This window comes from Streptomyces sp. NBC_00582 (assembly GCF_036345155.1).
In the GTDB taxonomy this organism is placed as follows: Bacteria; Actinomycetota; Actinomycetes; order Streptomycetales; family Streptomycetaceae; genus Streptomyces.
Genome location: NZ_CP107772.1, coordinates 3162298 through 3183319, shown reverse-complemented (window position 1 = coordinate 3183319; position 21022 = coordinate 3162298). Strand labels below are relative to the sequence as shown.

The 21022-nt window shown below is 73.2% G+C and carries 16 protein-coding genes; 5 read left to right on the top strand and 11 right to left on the bottom strand.

Annotation, left to right across the window (positions count from 1 at the left end; all coding sequences use genetic code 11):
- The first annotated feature begins 325 nt into the window (after positions 1-325).
- The 5 genes from OG852_RS13710 to OG852_RS13690 all read left to right on the top strand — a co-directional run bounded on the left by OG852_RS13710 (position 326) and on the right by OG852_RS13690 (position 9405).
- Positions 326-1879: a TIGR02677 family protein gene (locus OG852_RS13710; RefSeq protein ID WP_133914094.1), complete on the top strand. Its 1554-nt coding sequence runs from the start codon at positions 326-328 to the stop codon at positions 1877-1879.
- On the top strand, positions 1876-3219 hold the full coding sequence (locus tag OG852_RS13705; RefSeq protein WP_330348068.1) for a TIGR02678 family protein: 1344 nt from the start codon (positions 1876-1878) through the stop codon (positions 3217-3219). Before OG852_RS13710 ends, OG852_RS13705 begins: the two co-directional genes overlap by 4 nt.
- Positions 3216-7295, top strand: coding sequence for a TIGR02680 family protein (locus OG852_RS13700; RefSeq protein ID WP_330348067.1), 4080 nt, complete (start codon positions 3216-3218; stop codon positions 7293-7295). The genes OG852_RS13705 and OG852_RS13700 overlap by 4 nt, the downstream gene beginning before the upstream one ends.
- Entirely contained in the window at positions 7292-8584 is a 1293-nt protein-coding gene (locus OG852_RS13695) for a TIGR02679 family protein (RefSeq protein ID WP_330348066.1), read from the top strand. The genes OG852_RS13700 and OG852_RS13695 overlap by 4 nt, the downstream gene beginning before the upstream one ends.
- Positions 8585-8709: 125 nt before the next feature.
- Positions 8710-9405 (top strand): phosphatase PAP2 family protein, encoded by a 696-nt coding sequence (locus tag OG852_RS13690; RefSeq protein WP_133914098.1) that lies wholly within the window; start codon positions 8710-8712, stop codon positions 9403-9405.
- Between the two features lie 7 nt (positions 9406-9412).
- On the opposite strand, the gene OG852_RS13685 is transcribed toward OG852_RS13690, so the two are convergent.
- From OG852_RS13685 to OG852_RS13635, 11 genes are read right to left on the bottom strand one after another with little or no spacing between them, the layout of a single operon-like run.
- Positions 9413-10756, bottom strand: coding sequence for a glutamate-1-semialdehyde 2,1-aminomutase (locus OG852_RS13685; RefSeq protein ID WP_208117210.1), 1344 nt, complete (start codon positions 10754-10756; stop codon positions 9413-9415).
- Positions 10757-10762: 6 nt separating this feature from the next.
- On the bottom strand, positions 10763-11314 hold the full coding sequence (gene rfbC, locus OG852_RS13680) for a dTDP-4-dehydrorhamnose 3,5-epimerase (RefSeq protein ID WP_133914099.1): 552 nt from the start codon (positions 11312-11314) through the stop codon (positions 10763-10765).
- Complete coding sequence (locus tag OG852_RS13675; protein WP_133914100.1) at positions 11311-12549, bottom strand: polysaccharide pyruvyl transferase family protein; 1239 nt, start codon at positions 12547-12549, stop codon at positions 11311-11313. The genes rfbC and OG852_RS13675 overlap by 4 nt, the downstream gene beginning before the upstream one ends.
- Positions 12546-13493 (bottom strand): glycosyltransferase family 2 protein, encoded by a 948-nt coding sequence (locus OG852_RS13670; protein WP_133914101.1) that lies wholly within the window; start codon positions 13491-13493, stop codon positions 12546-12548. The genes OG852_RS13675 and OG852_RS13670 overlap by 4 nt, the downstream gene beginning before the upstream one ends.
- Before the next feature lie 7 nt (positions 13494-13500).
- Positions 13501-14793: a hypothetical protein gene (locus OG852_RS13665; protein WP_133914102.1), complete on the bottom strand. Its 1293-nt coding sequence runs from the start codon at positions 14791-14793 to the stop codon at positions 13501-13503.
- Positions 14794-14798: 5 nt separating this feature from the next.
- On the bottom strand, positions 14799-16097 hold the full coding sequence (locus tag OG852_RS13660; protein ID WP_330348065.1) for a DUF4910 domain-containing protein: 1299 nt from the start codon (positions 16095-16097) through the stop codon (positions 14799-14801).
- A complete protein-coding gene (locus tag OG852_RS13655; RefSeq protein ID WP_133914104.1) occupies positions 16085-17110 on the bottom strand; it encodes an NAD-dependent epimerase/dehydratase family protein in 1026 nt (341 codons plus the stop codon). The genes OG852_RS13660 and OG852_RS13655 overlap by 13 nt, the downstream gene beginning before the upstream one ends.
- A gap of 3 nt (positions 17111-17113) precedes the next feature.
- A complete protein-coding gene (locus tag OG852_RS13650) occupies positions 17114-17761 on the bottom strand; it encodes a PIG-L deacetylase family protein (RefSeq protein WP_133914105.1) in 648 nt (215 codons plus the stop codon).
- Positions 17758-18552 carry a glucose-1-phosphate cytidylyltransferase gene (locus OG852_RS13645; protein ID WP_133914106.1) on the bottom strand — a complete coding sequence of 265 codons (795 nt, stop codon included), beginning with the start codon at positions 18550-18552 and terminating at the stop codon, positions 17758-17760. Before OG852_RS13645 ends, OG852_RS13650 begins: the two co-directional genes overlap by 4 nt.
- Positions 18549-19784, bottom strand: coding sequence for a class I SAM-dependent methyltransferase (locus OG852_RS13640; RefSeq protein ID WP_330348064.1), 1236 nt, complete (start codon positions 19782-19784; stop codon positions 18549-18551). The genes OG852_RS13645 and OG852_RS13640 overlap by 4 nt, the downstream gene beginning before the upstream one ends.
- Positions 19781-21022 (bottom strand): glycosyltransferase, encoded by a 1242-nt coding sequence (locus OG852_RS13635; protein ID WP_133914108.1) that lies wholly within the window; start codon positions 21020-21022, stop codon positions 19781-19783. The genes OG852_RS13640 and OG852_RS13635 overlap by 4 nt, the downstream gene beginning before the upstream one ends.

The following is a 21022-nucleotide window of genomic DNA, read 5'->3' as shown; positions in this document are numbered from 1 at the left end:
GCCCCTCCAGTGGCTGACCCGCCGCCCGGGTACACCTGGCCCATCCCGCCCTGTCCGATCCCGCCGAGCAGTTCGTATCCGCCCAGCTCGGAAGGGTCGTCGGGGCTGAGCGGCGCGATGTGCACGAAGGGTCTCACCATCGGGCGGAACCGGTGTCCACGGCCACGCCGGACCACCTCCCGCGCCGGCGGGAGGCCGGTCACCGCCCATTCCCCGGCAGACCGGGGCGCACACCCCTCTTCCGGGACACGGCCCGTGATGCCGGTGCCGCCCTCTACGGTGGAGATCGCCGATACCGCCGGGGCGGCGGGGAGGGACGACGGGCGTGCGCAGGGTGCCACCGGAGATGTTCCGGTTCACGACGGGAGAGAAGGCCGATCTGAACGGGGCGGTGCTGGACGCCTTCGGCGTGGCCGGCGAGCACCTCGAAACCACCCTGGGGGCCGACGCGGTACGCGAGCGACTGCGCCAGGTGGGCTGGGTGGCGGACGTCGACGACGCGGAACTGCACGACGCGCTCACCCGGCTCGTGAAGTGGGAACTCCTCGACGTCGTGCACAACCACGCGGAGAACTACCGCACGGCCGAGGAGTACGAGCGGCGCAACCTCCAGTACTCGCTGACCCGCAGGGGTGAGGCGGCTCTCGCCGGAGTGCGGCACGCGCTCGAGGTGCTGGCTTCCACCGGGGCGTTGCAGACGGCCGTGCTGGAGGCCATCGCCGACCGCCTGGACGACTTGTGCCTGCTGTCCGGCGAACCCGCCTCCGCCGACCGGCGGATCTTCAGCACACTGCGCGAGCTGGAGGCGCACCTGGAAGCCCTGGTGGAGAACACCAAGGCGTTCAACGGCGAACTGCAGCGCCTCCTGCGCGCCGAGGGCGCGGACCTGGAGGTGTTCCGCGAGGTCAAGGCCGCCACCGTCGCATACCTCCAGGAGTTCCTGGTCAACCTCGACCGGCGCGGACAGGCGGTCGCCGCCGCCGTGGCCCGGGTGGAGGAGCGGGGGACCGCCGTGCTGCGCGAGCGGGCTCTGCGTGGGGCCGAGCTGCCGCCGGTGGCCGGTGGGGACCCCGCGGCAGGCTGGCTGGAGAGCAGGCGGGCGCGCTGGGCGGGCCTGCGGGCGTGGTTCCTGCCGGACGACGGGACACGGCCCCGGATCGAGCAGCTGCACGACATCGCCCGGCGCGCCATCGTCTCGCTCCTGCAGGTCCTGGAGCGGATCAACGAGTCACGGCGCCGCTCCTCCAGCGCCGTACAGGACTTCCGGGAGCTGGCGCGCTGGTTCGCCGCGGCCCCGGCGGAGGAGGACCTGCACCGGCTGTGGTCGGCGGCCTTCGGACTCGGCCCGGCGCGTCACGCCCACCTCGCCCACCCCGACCCGGAGTTGATCCCGTCGTCCCGTTCCTGGTCGGAGGCCCCGCCCGTGGAGGTGTCGGCGCTGTTGCGGACCAGCGGACGGACGGAGCGCTTCACCCGCACGGCCAGGGTGCGGGACGTCACGGCGGTCAAGGCCGAGCGCGCGGAGCGTGCCCGCGTGGAGCGAGCGGAACTCGCGCGTGCCTGGCGGGCGTTGGAGACGGACGGCCCGGTGCGCCTGTCCTCCTTCGGCACCCTGGATCCCGTCGTGTTCGAGCGGCTGCTCGACCTGGTGGGCCGGGCCCTGGCCGCCCGGCCGGACACGACCGGCTCGCGGCGCGCCACGACGGGCGACGGCCGGGTGGAGATCGCGCTGTCCCCACCTCCCGACGAGCGCACCGCCGTACTGCGCACGACGAAGGGCACCCTCGCCGGACCCGACTACGTCGTGCTCGTCACAGCGGCAGGCGGAGTGAGCCCCCTCCCACGGCCGGACGCCGCGCGGCGGGAGGCAGCCGGATGAGCACCCTCGCCAACCAACTCGCCGCCGCGGAACGGGAGCAGGTCGCCCGTGCCATCCGTCTCCTGCTGGCCCGGCCCCTGCTGACCGAGGCCACCGACCCGGCCGGCTTCGAACTGGTACGCCGCCGTCGCGAGCCGCTGGCCCAGTGGTTCGACTACACCTGTGGCTGGAGCCTGGTGGTGGAACCGCGCCGCGGCTACGCCCGACTCACCAAGGTCCGCGCCGACCCGGACGGCTCCCGACCGGCCCGCAGGGCGCGTTCCGGCCGGGCCCCGTTCGACCGCCGGCGTTACGTGCTGCTGTGCGTGACCGCCGCCGAGCTGCTGTCCATGCCGATGACGACCATCGGCATGCTCGCCGACCGTGTCGTGCAGGCCACGTCGGCCGACCGGGCGCTGGCCGCGTTCGACCCGGTGCACAAGCCGGAGCGGATGGCGTTCGTCGACGTCCTGAAACTGCTGGAGTCCTACGACGTGCTGCGCGCGGTCGACGGGACCACCGAGGCGTACGTCGAGTCCGCCGAGGCGAAGGTCCTCTACCGGGTGGACACCACGCTGCTGATGCGGCTGCCCGCCGCGCCCGTCGGCGCCTCCCGGCTCGCCGTACCCCCGGACGAGGTGCCCGCGCGGTTCGGGGAACTCCTCACCGGTCTGGTGCGCGAGCGCCGCTACGGCGGCGCGGTCGCCGACGGCACGGCGGACGAGGCGCACGGCGAGCGGGCCGCCACGGACGCGCAACGCAACCTGAGGCTGCGCCACTCGGTGCTGCGCCGCCTCTTCGACGACCCCGTGCTGTACCGGACGGATCTCACCGACGACGAACTGGCGTACGTCACCTCCCTGACCGGACGCCAGATCCTGCGCCGCTCGGTCGAACAGGCCGGTTTCCTGCTGGAGGAACGAGCCGAGGGCTACCTGCTCGTGGACCCGGACGGGCTGGCCACCGACGTCCGCTTCCCCGACGACACGTCGACCGCCCGGGTCGCCGCGCTGCTTCTCCTGGAGCCGCTGTGCGCCACGCCGGCCGGGCTGCTGCCCGAGCAGCTCGCCGAGGCCGGAGCGGACCTGCTGCGGCGCTTCCCCCGGTGGGCCAGGGCGTACCAGTCCGAGGACGGAGCGGCCCGGCTGTCCGACGACGCCGTACGCGTACTGCGTGACGTCGGCCTGGCCCGCCGGGCCGGGGGCCGTGTCGTCGCGTGCCCGGCCGCATACCGCTACCGCCTGACGGAGACGACGAGCCCGGACCGGGGCGACGAGCCCGGACCGGAAGGGGACGCCACCCCTCCCCAGGCCGCAGGCACGGCTGCTGGAGGCGTCGCCCCAGAAGGAGACGAGCAGTGAGCGTGACAGAGCTTCCCTTCCCCCGGCGGCCGGAGCCCACCGAACCGGCCGTGGCAGGGGCCGCCCGAGCGGCGGACGCCACCGGCAGCCGCTGGCAGCCCCATCGCGCCGGCATCCTCAACGTCTGGCGCTACTACGACGAGACGTTCACCTTCCACCAGGGCCGCCTGCTGCTGCGCGGCCAGAACGGTTCGGGCAAGTCCAAGGCGCTGGAGCTTCTGCTGCCGTTCCTCTTCGACGCCAGCCTCCGCCCCAACCGCCTGTCCACGTTCGGCGGTTCGGAACGCACCATGCACTGGAACCTGCTGGGTGAGGGCGCCTCCGGCAAGACCCGCGTCGGATACGTGTGGATGGAGTTCCGCCGTGTCGGCGACGACGGCGCCGAGCGGTGGTTCGGCTGCGGGGCGCGCCTGCAGGCGAGCGTGCACACCAGCGCGGTGCACGCCGACTACTTCACCACCGGCTCCAGAATCGCCGACCCCGCGGGTGTGCTCCTCGTCAACGAGGCGGGACAGCCACTGACCCGGGCCGCCCTCGCGGAAGCACTGCGCGACCGCGGCGACGTCCACGTCTCGGCCACCGACTACCGCACGGCCGTACGGCGTGAACTCTTCTCGGGGATGGGGGAGCAACGCTACGAGTCGCTGCTGTCGGCGCTGCTCCAGCTGCGTCAGCCGAAACTGTCGGAGCGGCTCGACCCGTCCCTGCTCTCCACCCTGCTGTCCCGTGCCCTGCCCCCGCTGGGCGAGGGGGAGATCGCCGAACTCGCCGAGGGCTTCGAGCGGCTCGACCGGCAGCGCGAACACCTCAAGCGGCTCGACGACGAGGTGACGGCCGCCGAGACCGTCGCGTCCCGGCAGCGCGCCTACGCGCGGAGGGTCCTGCGTGCGAACTCCGCCGCGCTCATCTCGGCCACGACCGAGATGGACAACCTCACCCGCGTCGCCCGCCAGAGTGCCGAGGAACTCGAACAGGCGCTGGCGGAACGCCGGTCGGCCCGGACCCGGCGCGAGGAACAGGAGCTGCGCTCGCATGCGCTGGACGAGACCATCGAGGGCCTGCGCGAGAGCGACGCGTACCGGCAGGGCGAGGAACTCGACCGGCTCCGGCGCCGCACCGAAGACGCGGCGGCCACCGCCGAACGGCAGCGAGCCGCGGCCCAAGCCGCTCAGGCCCGGTCGGAGGGGGACCAACGGCACGCCGACGAGGCGGCGGATCAGGCCCGCACCCTCGGCGAGCATGCGCGCGAAGCCGCCGGGGAAGCACACAGGGCGGCTCGGGCAGCGGGGCTGGAGTCCATCCACCACGAGGTGAGGACGGTCCTCGACGCACATCCCGAGAACGGCGCGCGACAATCCCGTCGGCTGCTGCGCGGCGCGGACGCCGCCCGACGGCAGCAGGTCGCCCTCGTCACCGAGGCGATCGACGAGCATGATCGCGCCGTACGCGACCGGGGCGCCGCCGAGGAACTGCTGGACGAGGCCCGCACCCGCCTCACGGAGGCGATCACCCGGCGGGACGAGGCGTCCGCCGCCTGGGACGACGCCCTCGCCGCCCAGGTGGAGCGCCTGCTCGCCTGGGCCGAGGACTGCGCGGAGCTGCGCATCACCGACCTCGACGCCCTCGCTGCCGGGGCGGCGGCGGAGGCCGGGGTGACAGCGCTGACCGAAGCCGCCGCGCGCCCGCTGGAACAGGAGATCGCCGCGGCGGAGGCCACCATCCGAGCCGCACGTCAGGGCCTGCGGGACGAGTGGAGCCGACTGGAGGAGAAGCTACGACGGCTGAGCGGTGAGACCGATCTGCCGCCTGTGCCCCCACCCACCCGCACCGCCGTCCGTACGGCGACGGCGGGAGCACCCCTGTGGCGAGTGGTCGCCTTCCGCGAAGGTGTCCCGCTCCCCGTCCAGTCCGCGGTGGAGGCCGCACTGGAGGCGTCGGGTCTCCTGGATGCCTGGGTCAGTCCCTACGACGGCCTCACGCTGCCGGGTCACGACACCCGCGCCGAGGCCGCCCTGGCCGAGGCCGCCCCGGGGCCCAGCCTGCTGGAGGTGCTGAGGCCCGAGCAGGACATCCCCGTCCCGGCCGACACCGTGACCCGCGTCCTCGCCGGCATCGCCTATGGGCCCACCCTGCCGGGCGGGCACCCCGCGGCCGTCTCCGCCGACGGCGCCTGGCGTCTCGCGCTCGCCACCGGGACATGGAGCAAACCGGAGCCGGCCCACATCGGCGCCCTGGCACGTCAGCGCGCCCGGCAGCGCATGATCGCTGAACTGACCGACCGTATCGGCGAGACGAACGCCTCCCTCGCCGCACTCGACGACCGGTTGCACGGCCTCGCCGCTCGCCGCTCCCGGCTGGACGCCGACCGCGCCGCCCGCCCCGACCACCGGGAACTCGACGCCCGGCGGCGTGACCGGGACCGCGCGGAGGACACCGTGGCGGCTCGGGACGACGCGGTGCGTGACGTCGCCGGACGTCTGGCGCGGTGCGAAAGGGAGGTGGCGGGGGCGCTGCGCGCGCTCGACCGCCGGGCCGCCGAACACGGACTGCCCACCGACCGTGCCCGGTTGCGCACGCTCTGCGACGCCATCGACCGGTTCCGGAACAGCGCCGAAAGCTGGGTGGACGCCCGGCTCGCCGCGACCGCCGCCGCCGACCAGGCCCGCCAGAGGGCCGAGCAGGCGGACCGCTCGCGCCGGACCGCCGAGGAACGCGCCGAGGACGCGGCCGCCGCGGAAGCGGAGGCAGCGGGGCTGACAGCGCGCCTGGAGGCAGTGGAGGCCACCGTCGGCGCGGACTACCGGCAGATCGTCGCGCGCCTCGCCGAGGCGCGCGACGAGCTGCGTCGCTGCCGTCAGGAGGCCGGCGGGGCCGCCGAACTCCTGCTGCGCCTGGAAGGACAGGTCGGAGAACTGCGGGCCACCAGCGGCCAGGACGCCGAACGACGGGAACAAGCCGTCGCGACCCGCGACGCGGCGGCGCACCGCTTCCGGCACCTCTGCCTGGCCGGACTGGCCGAGGACGCCGGCATCACACCGGCACTCGACGCCGGGGACGGCACCAAGGCCACCCTGGAGGCCGCCCGCGCCACAGCGGCGAAGTGGCCGGACCTCCCGCACGCCCCACGCAACCTGGGCGACGCCGCGACCCGCCTGTCCGAAGCGGTCCACGAGGCCCGTCAGCGCCTCGGCACCCGCGCCGACCTGGACCTGGAACCGGACGACGACATCCAGCTCTTCACCGCAACCCTGGACGGCGTACGGGTGGGGGCGACGGGTCTGCTCAGCACGCTCACCCAGGAGCGCGACCGCAGCCGGGACGACATCACGGCGGCCGAGCGGCGCCTGTTCGACCAGATCCTCACCGGTGACATCCGCCGCCACCTCGCGGCCCGCATCCGCCAGGCCGGTGAACTCGTCGACCGCATGAACGGGCACCTGGAGCGGGTCCGCACCGCCTCCAACGTGGCCGTCCAGCTCGTCTGGGACGTCCGCCCGGACCTTCCGGACAGCACCCGCACCGCCCGTCAGCTGCTGCTCAAGGACCCCGGCCGGGTCACCGAGAGCGACCGGGAGGCCCTGCACCTCTTCTTCCGGGCCCGTATCGAGGAGGCCAAGGCCGGCGAGACGGCCGCGAGCTGGGAGGAACAGCTCGGTGAGGTGCTCGACTACACCGCCTGGCACCGCTTCACCGTCCGCCTCGACCGGGCGAACGGGACCGGCTGGCAGCCGCTGACCAAGAAGCTGCACGGCGCGCTCTCCGGCGGGGAGAAGGCCATCGCCCTGCACCTGCCCCTCTTCGCCGCCGTCGCCGCCCACTACGAGGCCGTGCCCCTGGCACCCCGGCCGATCCTGCTGGACGAGGTCTTCGTCGGTGTCGACACGGTCAACCGCGGACAGGTCTTCGCCCTGCTCACCGCACTCGACCTGGACCTCATGGTCACCTCCGACCACGAATGGTGCACCTACGGCGAACTGCCCGGCATCGCCGTCCACCAACTCCTCACCGACGGGGACGACGACGCGGTCACCAGCGCCCGCTTCGTCTGGAACGGCCGCGACCTGGAGGCGGGATGACCAGCACCGAAGCGGCGATGCCCACACAGCCGGCCCCGGGCGATGCCACCCTGCGCCGCCCCGAACTGCGCCCCCTCTGGGACACCCTCCACAGCCGCCTCTCCTCCGGCCGCCCCGTCACACGGGTGCGCCTCGGACCGCTCGACGACACCCAGCGCGAGGCGCTCGCCGACCTCCTCGGCCTCGACCGCCTGCCGGACGCACGCCCCTGCATCGCCCTGACCCGCTTGGAAGAGGCCGTCACCGAACTCACCGGCCGCACCGTACGAGAAGTCGTCACCGAGCTCGTCGGCCCTCTCGGTGACAGAGCCGGCGAGCGGCGCCGCCAGCAGGACGAGCGGGCCGGGCTGTGGACCTGGCTGGCCGAGCACGAGACGGTCAGGGCCCAGCCGGTGCTCTCCGACTGGGCAGCCTCCTGCCGGGCAGCGGGCGTGGTCGCCGGCTCGGCGGAACACACCCGTACGCTGCTGACGGACGCGCTCAAGGTGCTCGCCGAACTGCCCGGCCGGGCCGAACCCCTGCCCGTCTTCGCCGCCCGGGTCCTGAGCGGCCAGGCACACGCACTCGACGACGGCACACCCCTGTCCGCACTCGTCCTGCGCGCCCTGGCGACCCTCTACGACACCGCCCCTCCGCAGTCCGCCGCGGAACGGCGTGCCCTGTGGACCCGCGCGGGTGTCGCCGACGACGAGCTGTCAGCCACGGTCCTCGTCGGCGGACTGCGCCCGGCCGGTGAGGGCCTGCTCGCCCGGGTGGCCACGGCGTGCGCGGAGGCCGGGCAGGCCGCCAGTCTGACCCTCGCCCACGTCCGGTATCCGGGCGGGTTCATCCTGCACAAGGCCCCGGAACCCGTCGTCCACGTCGTGGAGAACCCCAGCATCCTGGCACTGGCCCTCCGCCGCTTCGGTCCCCGCTGCCCGCCGCTCGTCTGTACGTCCGGCTGGCCCAACAGCGCCGCGATCCAGCTCCTGCGCATGCTCGCGGACCAGGGCGCGGCGCTGCGCTACCACGGCGACTTCGACGGCGAAGGGATCCGCATCGCCGCGTATGTCCTCGACAAGACGTCGGCACGCCCCTGGCGCATGACGGCAGCGGACTATCGTGCCGCGGTCGCCCACAACCCACGCGGTCCTCACCCCGGGCGCATCACCGAAGCGCCGTGGGACCTTGAGCTGGCCGAGGCCATGGCCGAGTACGGTACCGCCGTGGTCGAGGAACTGGTGGCCGAGGCGTTGTTGCAAGACCTCGCCGGTATGACTCGCCAGAGGCGTCTTTCTGGCCGGCTGTGACGCTCTTTGACGCTGTGGGCGGCATCCATGACGCATCATGTGGAGTGGGTCGCGATTCTCGAGCCGGTTCGCGAGGCCGGCTGAGCGGCCGTCGTCTACTGGGGGGCTTGGCGGATGGGGAACGTGTGACGGGCCGGCCGGCGCCTGCGGCGCTGCCCCCGGCGCTGCGCGGGTGGCTCGGACCGATCGCTGCCCTCGCCGCGCTGGTGGTCCTCGTGCTCGGGGTCGTGTTCGCCGGTGACAGCGAGCCCGGCGGGGTGGACGCTCCGATCGTGGCGGCGGTGGACGGTGTGGGGCCGCCGTGGCGGTCCGTCGCTCTGAGCCTGGACTTCCTGGGCGAGCCCGGGGGAGCGGTGATGCTGGTCGTGGCCGCCGTGACGGTCTGCCTGCTGCTGCGGCGGCCCCGCGCGGCGGTGCTCGTCGTCGCCGGCGTCGCCCTGACCGTGGGGACGGCGACGCTGCTCAAGTCCTTCGTGGGACGTACCATCCACGGCCCCGACAACCTGTCCTACCCGAGCGGGCACACCGCCTTCCTCACCGCGCTCGCCCTCGTGACGGCCCTGCTCGCGGCCGGCCGGCTCGGCCTCGGCAGGGCGGCCGGCACCTCACTCGTGCTCGGCGCGGGGCTGGTGGCGGGCGCCGCCATGGGCTGGGCCCAGGTCGCCCTGGGCGCGCACTACCCGACCGACGTCCTCGGCGGCTGGTGCACCGCGCTGGCGGTGATCCCGGCGACCGCGTGGCTGGTCGACCGGGCGGCTGACCGGACGGCCGGGCGCAGGGCCGGGCGGAGGGCCGAGGCCGGTCAGCCGGAGCGTCTGTGACGTCACCTCACGCCAGGCGGCGGAACACGGGCTTCACCGGGCGTCCGGCCAGCCAGGGGGTGGGGTCGGCGGCGTCCAGCGCCCTCCGGTACACCGCACACGCCTGGGCCACCACGTCGACCGTGTGATCGATGTCGGCGTCGCTGAGCGCGCTGCTCACCACGAACGACGGGGCCAGCACCCCGCCCGCGAGGAGCCGGCGCAGGAACAGGGTGCGGTACTCCTGCGACGGCCGGAGGTGCTCGTCGAGGGTGGCGAAGACCAGGTTGCTGGCCCGGCCCCGGACGACGATGTGGTCGCCGACCCCCTCGGCGGCCGCGGCGGCGCGGACACCGGCGGCCAACCGCTCGCCGAGGGCGTGCAGCCGCGCGGTGACGCCCTCCTCGGCGTAGATGGTCTGCACGGCCATCGCCGCGGCCAGCGAGTGCGTTTCCGCACCGTGCGTGGTGGACAGCAGGAACACCCGGTCGCCGGAGTGCCGCAGCCCGCCCCGCTCCATCAGCTCGCGGCGCCCGGCCAGGGCGGAGACCGCGAACCCGTTGCCCAGCGCCTTGCCGAACGTGGAGAGGTCGGGGACGACGCCGTACAGGCCCTGGGCACCCGCCTCGGACCAGCGGAAACCGGTGATCATCTCGTCGAAGATCAGGACGCAGCCGTGCCGGTCGGCCAGCTCGCGCAGACCCGCGAGGTAGCCCGGCGGCGGCTCGGCCTGGGTGGCGGGTTCGAGGATCAGACAGGCGACCTCGTCCTGGTACCGGATGAGCAGCTTCTCCGTGGCGGCCAGGTCCCCGTAGGGGAACGCCGTGATGAGCTCGGTGGTCGCCGCCGGAATTCCGGCGGACATCGGTGTGGTGCCGATGAACCAGTCGTCGGTGGAGAAGAACGGATGGTCGGCGCAGAGGGCCACCCGCGGGCGCCCGGTGGCGGCGCGGGCGAGGCGCACCGCGGCGGTGGTGGCGTCGGAGCCGTTCTTCGCGAACTTCACCATCTCGGCGGTCGGCACCGTGGCCAGGAAGCGTTCCGCGGCCTCGACCTCCACGACGGACGGCCGGACGAAGTTGCTGCCGCGGTCGAGTTCCCGCCGCACCGCCTCGACCACGCGTGGATGGGCGTGGCCGAGGCTGACCGACCGCAGGCCGGAGCCGTACTCGATGTACCGGTTGCCGTCGAGGTCCCACACATGGGCACCGCGGCCGTGGCTGATGACTGGGGCCAGGTCCTCGGGATACTGGTCGTCGCCCTTGGCGTAGGTGTGCGAGCCCCCGGGGACCAGGGCGTGCAGCCGCTCGTTCGCCGCCCGCGACCGGGGCAGCAGGAGCTCCGTGGTCTCTTCGGTGTGTTCGGTGGTCAACCGACTTCACCCTTTCTTGCGCTTCAGGACCTCGGCGAGGCTCGGCGCCTCGCGGTCCCGCTGGGACATCGACGTGACCGGCAGCGGCCAGGGAATGGCGAGTTCCGGGTCGTCGAAGGCGATCGTCACGTCCTCGGTCGGATCGTGCTGACGGTCGATACGGTAAGAGGTGTCTGCGATTTCGGTAAGAGCCTGGAAGCCGTGCGCGCATCCCGCCGGGATGTAAACGGTCTTCTGCGTCTCACCGGACAGCTCGAAAATGGCCCGGCCCAGGTACGTCGGCGAGTCGGGCCGCAGGTCCACGACGACGTCGAAGATCTGCCCGTACGAGCACCGCACCAGCTTGGCCTCGCCGGCGCCGGAGCGCAGGTGCAGGCCGCGCAGCACGCCCCGGACCGAGCGGGAGACGCTGTCCTGGACGAAGGCGTGCGGGTCGAGGCCCACCGAGCGGACCACGTCGGCGTCGAACGTGCGGCAGAAGAAGCCGCGTTCGTCGGCGTACGGCGTCGGCTCGAACAGGTATGCGCCGGCGATCTCCGGGACTTCGGTCGCTTTCATGGAGCCTCCTGCCGGGCACGGGCCCCGGCGTGGCCGGTCGCCGGGAACAGGGCCGCGGTCAACTCGGTGAACTGGGCCTCGATCTGGCGGGCGGCGACCTGGTTCCGCTCGGCGAGCGTCCGCCGCAGGTCCGCCGAGTGCTTCTCCAGCTCCCGGAACTGTTCCAGCAGCCGGTCGGCGTCGACTTCTTGGGCCGGGTGGCAGTACGCGGCGAGTCCCATCTGCTCCATGAGCGCGCCGCTCTTCGCCGAGTAGCCGACCGCGAGCGTCGGCGTGCCGGCCTTCAGCGCGCAGACCAGGTTGTGGAAGCGGGTCGCCACCACGGTGTCGGCAGCCGCCACCTCCTTCATCACGTCGTCCAGCGAGGCCGCCTCGGCCGTGGTGACCAGCGGCGAGTCCACCGCGTCGAGGATCGCGGCGACCACCGGCTCGTCGAGCTCGTCGCCGGTGAGCAGCCGGACCGGCCTGCCCTCCTCGGCCAGCGCGCGGACGAACCGGGTCGTCCCGTCGAGGTAGCGGCGGTGGATCTCCTCGGCCCGGGCGCGGTCGTCGTTGCTGCCGTGATAGGCCATGACGCCGACACAGACCGAGCCCGGCGGGTTCGAGGGCTCGCTCGCCCGCGGCGTCGGCAGGCCGAACGCGAGGTCCCGGAAGACCCCGTCGCGCGCGGTGTCCACGCCCATCGCCCGCATCGCGTCCCGCGACCCGGCGTCCCGGAACGACCGGTACGCGGCAAGCCTCGCCGACCAGCGCACGAGGGTCCGGGTCGCCCGGTGGCCGATCGTGTCCGCACCGACGCCGACCAGCGCGACCGGGGTACCCACCAGCCGGCCGGACGCGCAGAGGAGGAACAGCGCGTACGGGAAGCCCCACGGCCGCAGCGGAAGCGTGGCCTCCAGGACGCCCGCGCCCGGCACGATCACCACGTCGTGCCGCCGCACCCAGGCGACGGTACGGACGGCGTCGACGAGCTTGCCCAGCCCCTTCGCCGCGATCGCGCCCGGACGCGACGCGGTCCGGTACTCCCCGCGGTACCAGTTCATCCGCGTCGTGGGAATCCCGTACCGGGCCGCGACGACCTCGGGCCCGCTGCACAACGCGTCCACGACCGCCTCCGGCTGCTCGGTGCGGAGGTAGGTGAGCATGGACTCGAGCTGCCCGTCGTTGCCGAAGTTGCCGGCGCCGAGCAGGCCGAACAACCCGACCCGCACCGGGGTCCTGTGTGCAGACGTCATGCCTGGCTCCCTTCACGACCGGCGACGAGGGCGTCGACGGAAACGGTGATCCGGTCCGGGTCGACCGGGGCGCGGTCCTCGACCCGCTCGCCGGTGCCCGGCCGGGCCCGGCTGGTCATCCACGCGGCCAGGTGGTTGAAGCACGCGCGCCGGTCGGCCGAGGACAACGGCGCCCGCCGGATCGCCGAGACGAAGCCCCAGACGTACTCGGCGAGCAGCCGGGGTGTCGGGTGCAGCAGCCCGGCCCGGCGCGGGTCCAGGTTGACGCACCGGGAGCGCTTGGAAGGGTTCGCCCGCTCGGCGCGGGTGGGGTGGTCGCGGCGGAAGTACAGCAGCTCCGGCACCTGGTGGAAGGGACCTTGCAGCACGATCTCGGCGACGAACGTGCGGTCCGCGTGGTGGTAGCTGTCGAGCGGTCTCACCCGGCGCAGCATGTCGGCCCGCATCACCCCGTAGAAGTCGTCGCCGCCGGGCTCGAACAGCAGACTGCGGAAGCGCTCCGGCGCGTGCGGCGAGTCGGTGGCGAGTCCGTACTCGTACGGGACCTTCACCTGGCCGTCGCCGTCGATGACCGCCTGGCCGGAGTGCGCGAGGACGACGTCCGGCCGCTCGTCCAGCGCCTCGACGCAGCGCCGCAGCAGGTCCCGGGCGTACAGGTCGTCGTGCGAGGCCCACTTGAACAGCTCGCCGCGGCACTGGGTGAAGACGTAGTTGTGGTTCGGCGTGGCTCCCACGTTCCGGGGCAGCCGGATGTACCGGATCCGCGCGTCCTGCGCGGCGTACTTGCGGCAGATGTCCTCGGTCCCGTCGGTCGAGGCATTGTCGGAGACGACCAGCTCGAAGTCCTCGTAGGTCTGGCCGAGCAGGGCGTCGAGCGACTCGGCCAGATACTCCTCGCCGTTGTAGACGGGCAGCCCGATGCTCAACCGGGGATGGGCGGTCATGGCGTCCTCACTTCACTTCACGTAGGGGTTTGCGGTCGCGCTCGCGCAGGGCGGACCGCAGCTGCAGCCACCACACGGCCGCGGCGCTGACGTTCGCGGCGGCGGCGCCCCAGGCCGAACCGACCGTGCCGGCCAGGGCCGCCCCGCCGAGCCCGCCGCCGACATAGCAGGCGGAGGCGAACAGCTGGCAGCGCAGGCTGCGCCGGGCCGCGCCGAGCGCGCGCAGCCCGGCCGCCGCGCCCGTGCCGAGGCCCGCGCCCGCGACGCCGAAGGTGATCGCCGCGATGAGCTGCGAGGCGGTGTGCCAGACCGCGCCCAGCGCCAGCTCGCCGAGCCGGTCCGGCACCAGCAGCAGCGCCCCGCCCCAGAGCAGCGCGGCGGCGGCCTGCCCGCCGCCCAGCCGGAGGCAGAACGCGCCGAGGCGGTCCGGGGCCTGCCGCAGCACCCGGGCCGCTTCCGGGACGGTGACCAGGGACAGCCCCATCAGCAGGGCGAGGAACGGGCCCATCAGGAGCTCCGCGCCCCGTACCGCACCCACCGCGCCGACCCCGACGATCGCGCCGAGCCCGTACGCCCGCAGCTGGCTCGCGCCGCTGAGGCTGACGTTCTCGACCAGGTACCGGTAGCCGAGATCGCGCTGCTCGCGAAGCCACCCGCGCGCCCCGGTCGGCCGGGGCCGGATGCCGGACTGGAGGCAGCCGTACGCGGCGGCCACCGCGGCGGACGCGCCCCAGGCGAGCACGAACGCGGCCACGCTGCCCACCCGGGCCGCCACGACCATGGCCGGGACGAGCGCGATGCCCCACACCAGGTCGTTGACGAACGCCTTCCGCCCGGCGCCGGCGGCGAAGAAGGAGAACCGCCAGGCGTCCTGCAGCAGCAGCCCCGGCAGCATGACGCCGAGGCAGGCGAACGCGGGCCCCACGCGGCCGCCGAGACCCAGCCCGGCCACCAGACACAGCGCGCCGAGGGCGGCGCCGACGCCGAGCGCGGTACCCGACGACCGGACGACCGCCCCTCGCCATGACGCGTCGGACACGCCGCTGAAGCGCACCACGAGCGGGTCGGTGGCCAGCCCGCGGGAGACGTTGAGCACCACGCCGTAGGTCACCCAGGCCAGGCTGAACACACCGAACGCGGTCACCCCCAGCGAGCGGGCCACGTAGATGCCCACCGCGAAGTTGGACAGGCTGGAGGCCGCCTGGTCGGCCAGTCCCCAGGACAGCCGGCCGACGAGGCCCCGCTTGGCGGATCCGGCCGGTGGCGCCGTTGTCCGCGGATTCTCCTTCTCGGTGGTCATCGGCGTCACGCCTTGATCAGCCCGGCGCCGTGCAGGGCGTCGGCAGCGGCGGCGACGGTGTCGAACGGCAGCCCGGACCGCTCGGCGACGTCCAGCAGACTGTGCTCGCCGTCGGAGAGGTTGAGCACCCAGAGCATGGCCATCTGGGCCTGCTTGGTGTCGCTGCGGCCGCCGAGCGCGTCGTACAAGCCGCGCCGGCCCAGCTGGGGTTCGCCGTAGGGGCTGAGGTTGAGGTACCGCCGGTTGCGGTCGAGGACGGTGAACGCCTCGCGGCAGACGGCGAGCGTGTCCGCCATCGCCTCCGGGGAGACGAAGTCCAGGTCGTCGGCCGAGGTGTGGTACTCGGGGTAGCCCGCGTACGGGGTCCGGGTGAGCGAGCCGACGCCGAGGTTGAACCCGGGCGAGCAGAACTGCCGCTCGTCGTAGCCGTACGGAGTGAACTCGGTGACCCGGTGCGGGCGTTCGGAGGCGGCCAGCACGTGCCGCAGCACCCGGTCGATCTCCGCGTCGCCGCGCCTGCTCTGCTTGTAGGTCAAGGAGCCCGGGTCGCCGGCGCAGGCCAGCACCAGCCCGTGCTTGACCCGCTCGACCCTTTCCGCGTTGCGGGCCAGCCAGGTGATCGCCCCGATGGTGCCGGGCGCGAAGATGAACCGGTAGGTGTAGTACGGCGTCTGCCGCGCCAGCTCCCGCGCCAGGAACGTCGCCACCGCGACGCCCGCCATGTTGTCGTTGGCCAGCGACGGGTGGCAGACGTGGCAGGAGACGATGACCTCGTCGGGGACCCGACCGGGGACCACGTGCTCGGCGTAGGTGAGGTGGCCGTCGGCGAGGGTGGAGTCGACGCACACCTCGTACTCGCCGTCCGGCATCGCGTCCAGGGTCTCCTGGGCCAGGCAGAACCCCCAGTCCGGCTTGTAGTAGCTGGTGCGGTACGGCACCCAGGACGGGTGGTCCGGCAGGGTGTGCAGGTGTTCGCGCAGCTCGGTCAGCGGCATGGTCGCCGCCACCGGCACGCTGTAGCCGAGCACATGCAGGCTGGACGCGGCGAAGTCGACGACCCGGTTGCCGTCCGGGCCGGCGATGTAGGCGTCCCGGATGTTCCACTCCTGCGGCACCGTCCAGTCGAGCACCTGGGTCCCGGTCGGCACCTCGTGCACCTGCAGCGGGATGTACTCGCCGACGATGTCCAGGGTGGCACGCACACCGTCGCCGGTGATGCTCCGGCAGAGCGGGTACAGCCGCTCCACCAGGGCGTACATCTCGTCGCCGGCACCTCCTTCTCCTTGCGTGGTCACCGGCGCCACCGCAGGGTGTCGTCGACGGCGCCGGCGTCGGACGCCGCGCGCAGCACGGCGAGGCGGGTGAAGCGCTGCTGGAAGTCCTCCCGGGTCAGCCCATGTGCGCGGTAGGCGTCGGCGAGTTCGAGCGCGCCGCGCTTCACCGTCCACTCGCAGTCGAAGCCGGGGATCGCGGCCCGGAACCGGGAGAAGTCCACCCGGTACGACCGCGGGTCGGCGCCGGTCTCCCCGGTGATCACCACCTCGGAGCCGGGCACCGCCTCGGCGACCTGGTCGGCGATCTCGGCGACCGTGACGTTGTTGATCTCGCTGCCGATGTTGAACGCCCGGTCGTGCACCGCTTCCCGCGGCGCGGTCAGCGCGGCCGTGAAGGCGCGTGCGATGTCGGCGGCGTGCACCAGGGGGCGCCAGGGGGTGCCGTCGGACATCACCAGCACCTCGCCGGACAGCAGCGCGTGGCCGACCAGGTTGTTCAGCACGATGTCGGCACGGAGCCGGGGCGAGTAGCCGAAGGCGGTCGCGTTGCGCATGAACACCGGGGTGAAGTCGCCGTCGGCCAGCTCGTGCAGATCGTCCTCCACCCGCACCTTGGACTCCGCGTACGGCGTCACCGGGCGCAGCGGGGCGTCCTCGCCGACCAGGTCCTCGCCGCCGGCGGCGCCGTACACCGAGCAGGTCGACGCGTACAGGAAGCGCCGCACGCCGGCGTCGCGGGCCAGCCGGGCCAGGTGTACGGAGGCGTGGTGGTTGATGTCGTAGGTGAGTTCCGGCGCCAGCGATCCCAGCGGGTCGTTGGAGAGCGCGGCCAGGTGGATCACGGCGTCGACGCCGGCCACGTGCTCGGCCGTGACGTCGCGCAGGTCCACCCGGTGCCCCTGCGGGTCGTCGGGCGTCGGGCCCAGCACGCAGTCGGCGAACAGGCCGGCGTCGAGGCCGACGACCTCGTGTCCGGCGGCGGCGAGGACCGGGGCCATGACGGTTCCCAGGTATCCCTGGTGTCCGGTCAGAAGTACGCGCATGGTTCAACCCCCCAGGCTGAGCGTGAGTTTGGTGACGGCGAACGCCTCGGCGTATCGCTCGTGGCATTCGATGCCCCGGATCCGCGCAAGACCCAGGAAGGCCTCCCGGTCGTACCAGGGACGGTGGCGCTGCGAGGCGTAGTGCTCCTGCAGCAGCCGTACCTTCTCCTCGGCGATCTCCGTCGACAGCGGCTGGTACGCCGACATACGGCCGAGATCGCCGTCCCACTTGACGATCTCGTAGCCGAGCACGAGGTGGTCGCGGAAGGCGGTGGGTATCAGCTGCGCCAGGCCGCGGTGGTCCTGGTGCGCGTCATCGGTGCGCGGGGCCAGGATCAGGTCCGGGTCGGTCTGCGCGCGCAGTTCCTCGACCGCGGCCTTGGCCTCGTCCCAGTGCACGGGCAGCCGGCCGTCCGGCAGCTTGTGCACGGTCAGCCGCAGGTCGGCGCCCGGGCAGAAGGCGGCGAGCGCGGCCCGTTCCTCCTGCTCCCGTTCGGTGCCACCGCCGGAGAGCACCAGCGCGTCGACGCGGAGACCCGGCCGCGCGAGGCACAGCGTCAGCAGCGAGCCGCCGGCGCCGATGGCGATGTCGTCGCAGTGCGCGCCCACCGCGACGATCCGGTCCGGGCGCCCGGCCCCGAGCCGGATCACGCGCTCGCCCCCGCGCTGTCCCGCTCCCACACGGCCCAGGGGCGGTCGCCCCGGGCGTAGGCCTCGTCGAGCGCCGCCCGCTCCTTCACGGTGTCGGTCGGCTTCCAGAACCCGCGGTGCTGGTGCGCCACGAGGCGGCCCCGCTTGGCCAGTTGGCCGCATCCGTCGGCGACCAGGTCCCCGTTCTCCGGTATGTGGTCGAAGATCTCCTGGCGGAGCACGAAGTACCCGCCGTTCTCCCACAGCGGCAGTTCGCTCACCGCGGTGATACCCCCCACCAGGCCGTCCTCGCCCAGCTCCACGCAGTGGAACGACGACTGCGGCGGCACCACCATCATCGACGCACCGGCGTCGCGCTGCGCGAACTTCTCGATCATCTCCGGCAGCGGGGCGTCGGTGAGCACGTCGGCGTAGTTGGCGAGGAACATCTCGTCGCCGTCCAGGTGGTGCCGCACGCGGCGCAGCCGCTCCCCGATCGGTGACTCGATGCCGGTCTGCGCGAACGTGATCGTCCAGTCCGAGATGTCGGTGGACAGCAGTTCGGTCCGCCCGCCCCGCAGCACGAAGTCGTTGGACGTCGTCTCCTCGTAGTTGAGGAAGAAGTCCTTGATGTGGTGAGCCCCGTAGCCGAGGCACAGGATGAACTCCGTGTGCCCGAAGTGCGCGTAGTAGCGCATCACGTGCCAGATCAGCGGTCGCGGCCCGACCATCGCCATCGGCTTGGGCACGTCGTCGGCGGCACCGTTGCGCATCCGCATCCCGTAACCGCCGCAGAACAGGACGACCTTCATCGCTTGACCTCGACAATGCTCAGTTCCGGGATGGGGAAGACCAGGCGGCCGCCCCAGTCGTGCACGAAGGACAGCTGCTCGACCAGCTCGGCCCGCAGGTTCCACGGGAGGACGAGGACGTAGTCCGGCTTGTCGGCGGCGATCTGCTCGGGCGGCAGGATCGGGATGCGGGTGCCCGGGGTGAACCTGCCGTGCTTGTAGGGGTTGCGGTCGACCGTGTACGGCAGCAGGTCGGGCCGGATGCCACAGTGGTTGAGCAGGGTGTTGCCCTTGCCCGGAGCGCCGTAACCGACGACGGTCTCACCGCGCTCGGCCGCCTCGATGAGGAACTTGAGGAGGTCCCGGCGCACCTTGGCCACCCGGGCGGAGAACTCGGTGTACCCGGACAGCTCCTGGAGCCCGGCGGCCTTCTCCCGGGCCAGCACGTCCGCCACCCGCTGCGTCGGCTCGCCGGCCACCTCGGCCGGCCGGGCCCACAGCCGGATGGAGCCGCCGTGGGTGGGCAGCAACTCCACGTCCACGAGCGTGAGTCCGCCGCTCGCCAGGGCCCGGATCGCGGCCGCGACCGTGTAGTACTGGAAGTGCTCGTGGTAGATCGTGTCGTACTGGTTCTCCTCGATCAGGGTCAGCAGGTGCTGCACCTCGATCGAGACCCAGCCGTCGTCGGCGACCAGGGCGCGCAGCCCCTGGGTGAACCCGACGACGTCGGGGATGTGCGCGTACACGTTGTTGGCGACGACCAGGTCCGCCGGGCCGTGCTCTTCGCGGACGGCCGAGCCGGTCGCCGGGCTCAGGAACTCCGTGAGCGTGGGCACGCCCGCGTCCCGCGCCGCGGCGCCGACGTTCACCGACGGCTCGATGCCGAGGCAGCGGATCCCCCGGTCCACCACGTGCCGCAGCAGGTACCCGTCGTTGCTGGCGACCTCGACCACGAAGGCGTCGGTGCCGAGACCGAGGCGCTGTGCGGCGTCGGCGACGAACGTGCGCGCGTGCTCCACCCAGGAGGTGGAGTACGAGGAGAAGTACGCGTACTCCTTGAACGTCTCCTCCGGTGTGATCAGCGGCGGGATCTGCGCCAGCCAGCAGTCGGTGCAGACCCGCAGGTGCAGCGGGTACGCCGGTTCCGGCCGGTCGAGTTGGTCCGCGGCGAGAAAGCTCTCACATGGCGGCGTCGCCCCGAGGTCGACGACGCTCGCCATCGCCTCCGAGCCGCAGAGTCGGCATCGTGTCATCTGCTGTCTCCATCCCCCCTGCTCGCGCGGGTGTCCCCGCCCCGAGCCGGTGCTGACCGACCCGCGATCGCGGTGCGGTACTCCTCCACCAGGCGCTCCAGGCCGACGGCCGGGCTGAAGCCCTGCTCGTATCGGCGCCTGGCCGCTCGGCCCATCTCCCGGTTGCGGTCCGGCCCGGCCGCGATCCGGCGTATGCAGGACGCGAGCGAGGCGGACTCGCCCGGCCGGTGCAGCAGCCCGGTCACGCCGTCCTCGACGAGTTCGACGAAGGCGCCGTGACCGGCGGCGACGACCGGGACCCCGGCCGCCATCGCCTCCACGACCACCAGGCCGAACGCCTCCAGCCACGTCGAGGGCGCCACCACGGCGACCGACCGCGCGACGGCCTTCCGGCACTCCGCCGCGTCGTACAGGCCGACGTACCGCACGTCGTCCCGGCCCGCCGCCCAGGCGGTCACCTCCGGCTCCAGTGGCCCCGTGCCGGCGATCACGAGCGGCACGCCCACACCGCCGCCGGCGGCGACCTCGTCCCACGCGGCCATGAGCAGCCGCACGCCCTTGGCCTCCGCGAGCCGGCCGAGGTAGAGCAGATGCTCGCCGTCACCCTCTCGGCGGTCGTCCGGGTCGGGCACGAAGTTGTGCTTCACCGCCAGCCGCTCGGCCGGCAAGCCGGCCCGCACCAGGACGTCGCGCTGCGCCGCGGAGATGCAGAGGAACCGCTCCACGCCGGACCACCACCGCCGCCGGTTGACCGACAGGCTGACCGCGAGCGGCACCGTCGCCAGCCGGGAGCTCCGGTAGCAGCCGTGCCGGACGGCGGGCAGCGGCGTCGACCCGACGCACTCGGTGCACGGCCGCCCGTCCCGCTGCAGCGTGCCGGGCGGGCAGACCTGGGTGTAGTTGTGCAGCGTGGCGACGGCGGGCACACCGGCGTCGGCGCAGGCGGCCAGCACCGCCGGCGACAGGAGCGGGAAGACGTTGTGGACGTGCACCACGTCCGGCCGCTCGGTGCGCAGCCGGGCGGCGAGCTCCGCGCGGACCGCCGGGTTCCACGGCACCAGCAGCGGTACCGCAACCTTGCCCAGCAGGGACCGGGCGGCGATGTCGTCGCTGCGCCGCTCGAACACCTCGACCCGGTGGCCGGCCCCGCGCAGCAGCGCCACCTCCTGGTCGACGACCTTGTTCTCTCCGCTCGGCTGCGCCGAGGCGTAGCGGTTGTGCACCACGAGGACGTGCAT

Coding starts and splice junctions, on each gene's coding strand:
- OG852_RS13655 (WP_133914104.1), bottom strand. CDS start 17,110: ATGCGCGTACTTCTGACCGGACACCAGGGATACCTGGGAACCGTCATG.
- rfbC (WP_133914099.1), bottom strand. CDS start 11,314: ATGAAAGCGACCGAAGTCCCGGAGATCGCCGGCGCATACCTGTTCGAG.
- OG852_RS13635 (WP_133914108.1), bottom strand. CDS start 21,022: ATGCACGTCCTCGTGGTGCACAACCGCTACGCCTCGGCGCAGCCGAGC.
- OG852_RS13640 (WP_330348064.1), bottom strand. CDS start 19,784: ATGACACGATGCCGACTCTGCGGCTCGGAGGCGATGGCGAGCGTCGTC.
- OG852_RS13675 (WP_133914100.1), bottom strand. CDS start 12,549: ATGACGTCTGCACACAGGACCCCGGTGCGGGTCGGGTTGTTCGGCCTG.
- OG852_RS13695 (WP_330348066.1), top strand. CDS start 7,292: ATGACCAGCACCGAAGCGGCGATGCCCACACAGCCGGCCCCGGGCGAT.
- OG852_RS13670 (WP_133914101.1), bottom strand. CDS start 13,493: ATGACCGCCCATCCCCGGTTGAGCATCGGGCTGCCCGTCTACAACGGC.
- OG852_RS13645 (WP_133914106.1), bottom strand. CDS start 18,552: ATGAAGGTCGTCCTGTTCTGCGGCGGTTACGGGATGCGGATGCGCAAC.
- OG852_RS13705 (WP_330348068.1), top strand. CDS start 1,876: ATGAGCACCCTCGCCAACCAACTCGCCGCCGCGGAACGGGAGCAGGTC.
- OG852_RS13665 (WP_133914102.1), bottom strand. CDS start 14,793: ATGACCACCGAGAAGGAGAATCCGCGGACAACGGCGCCACCGGCCGGA.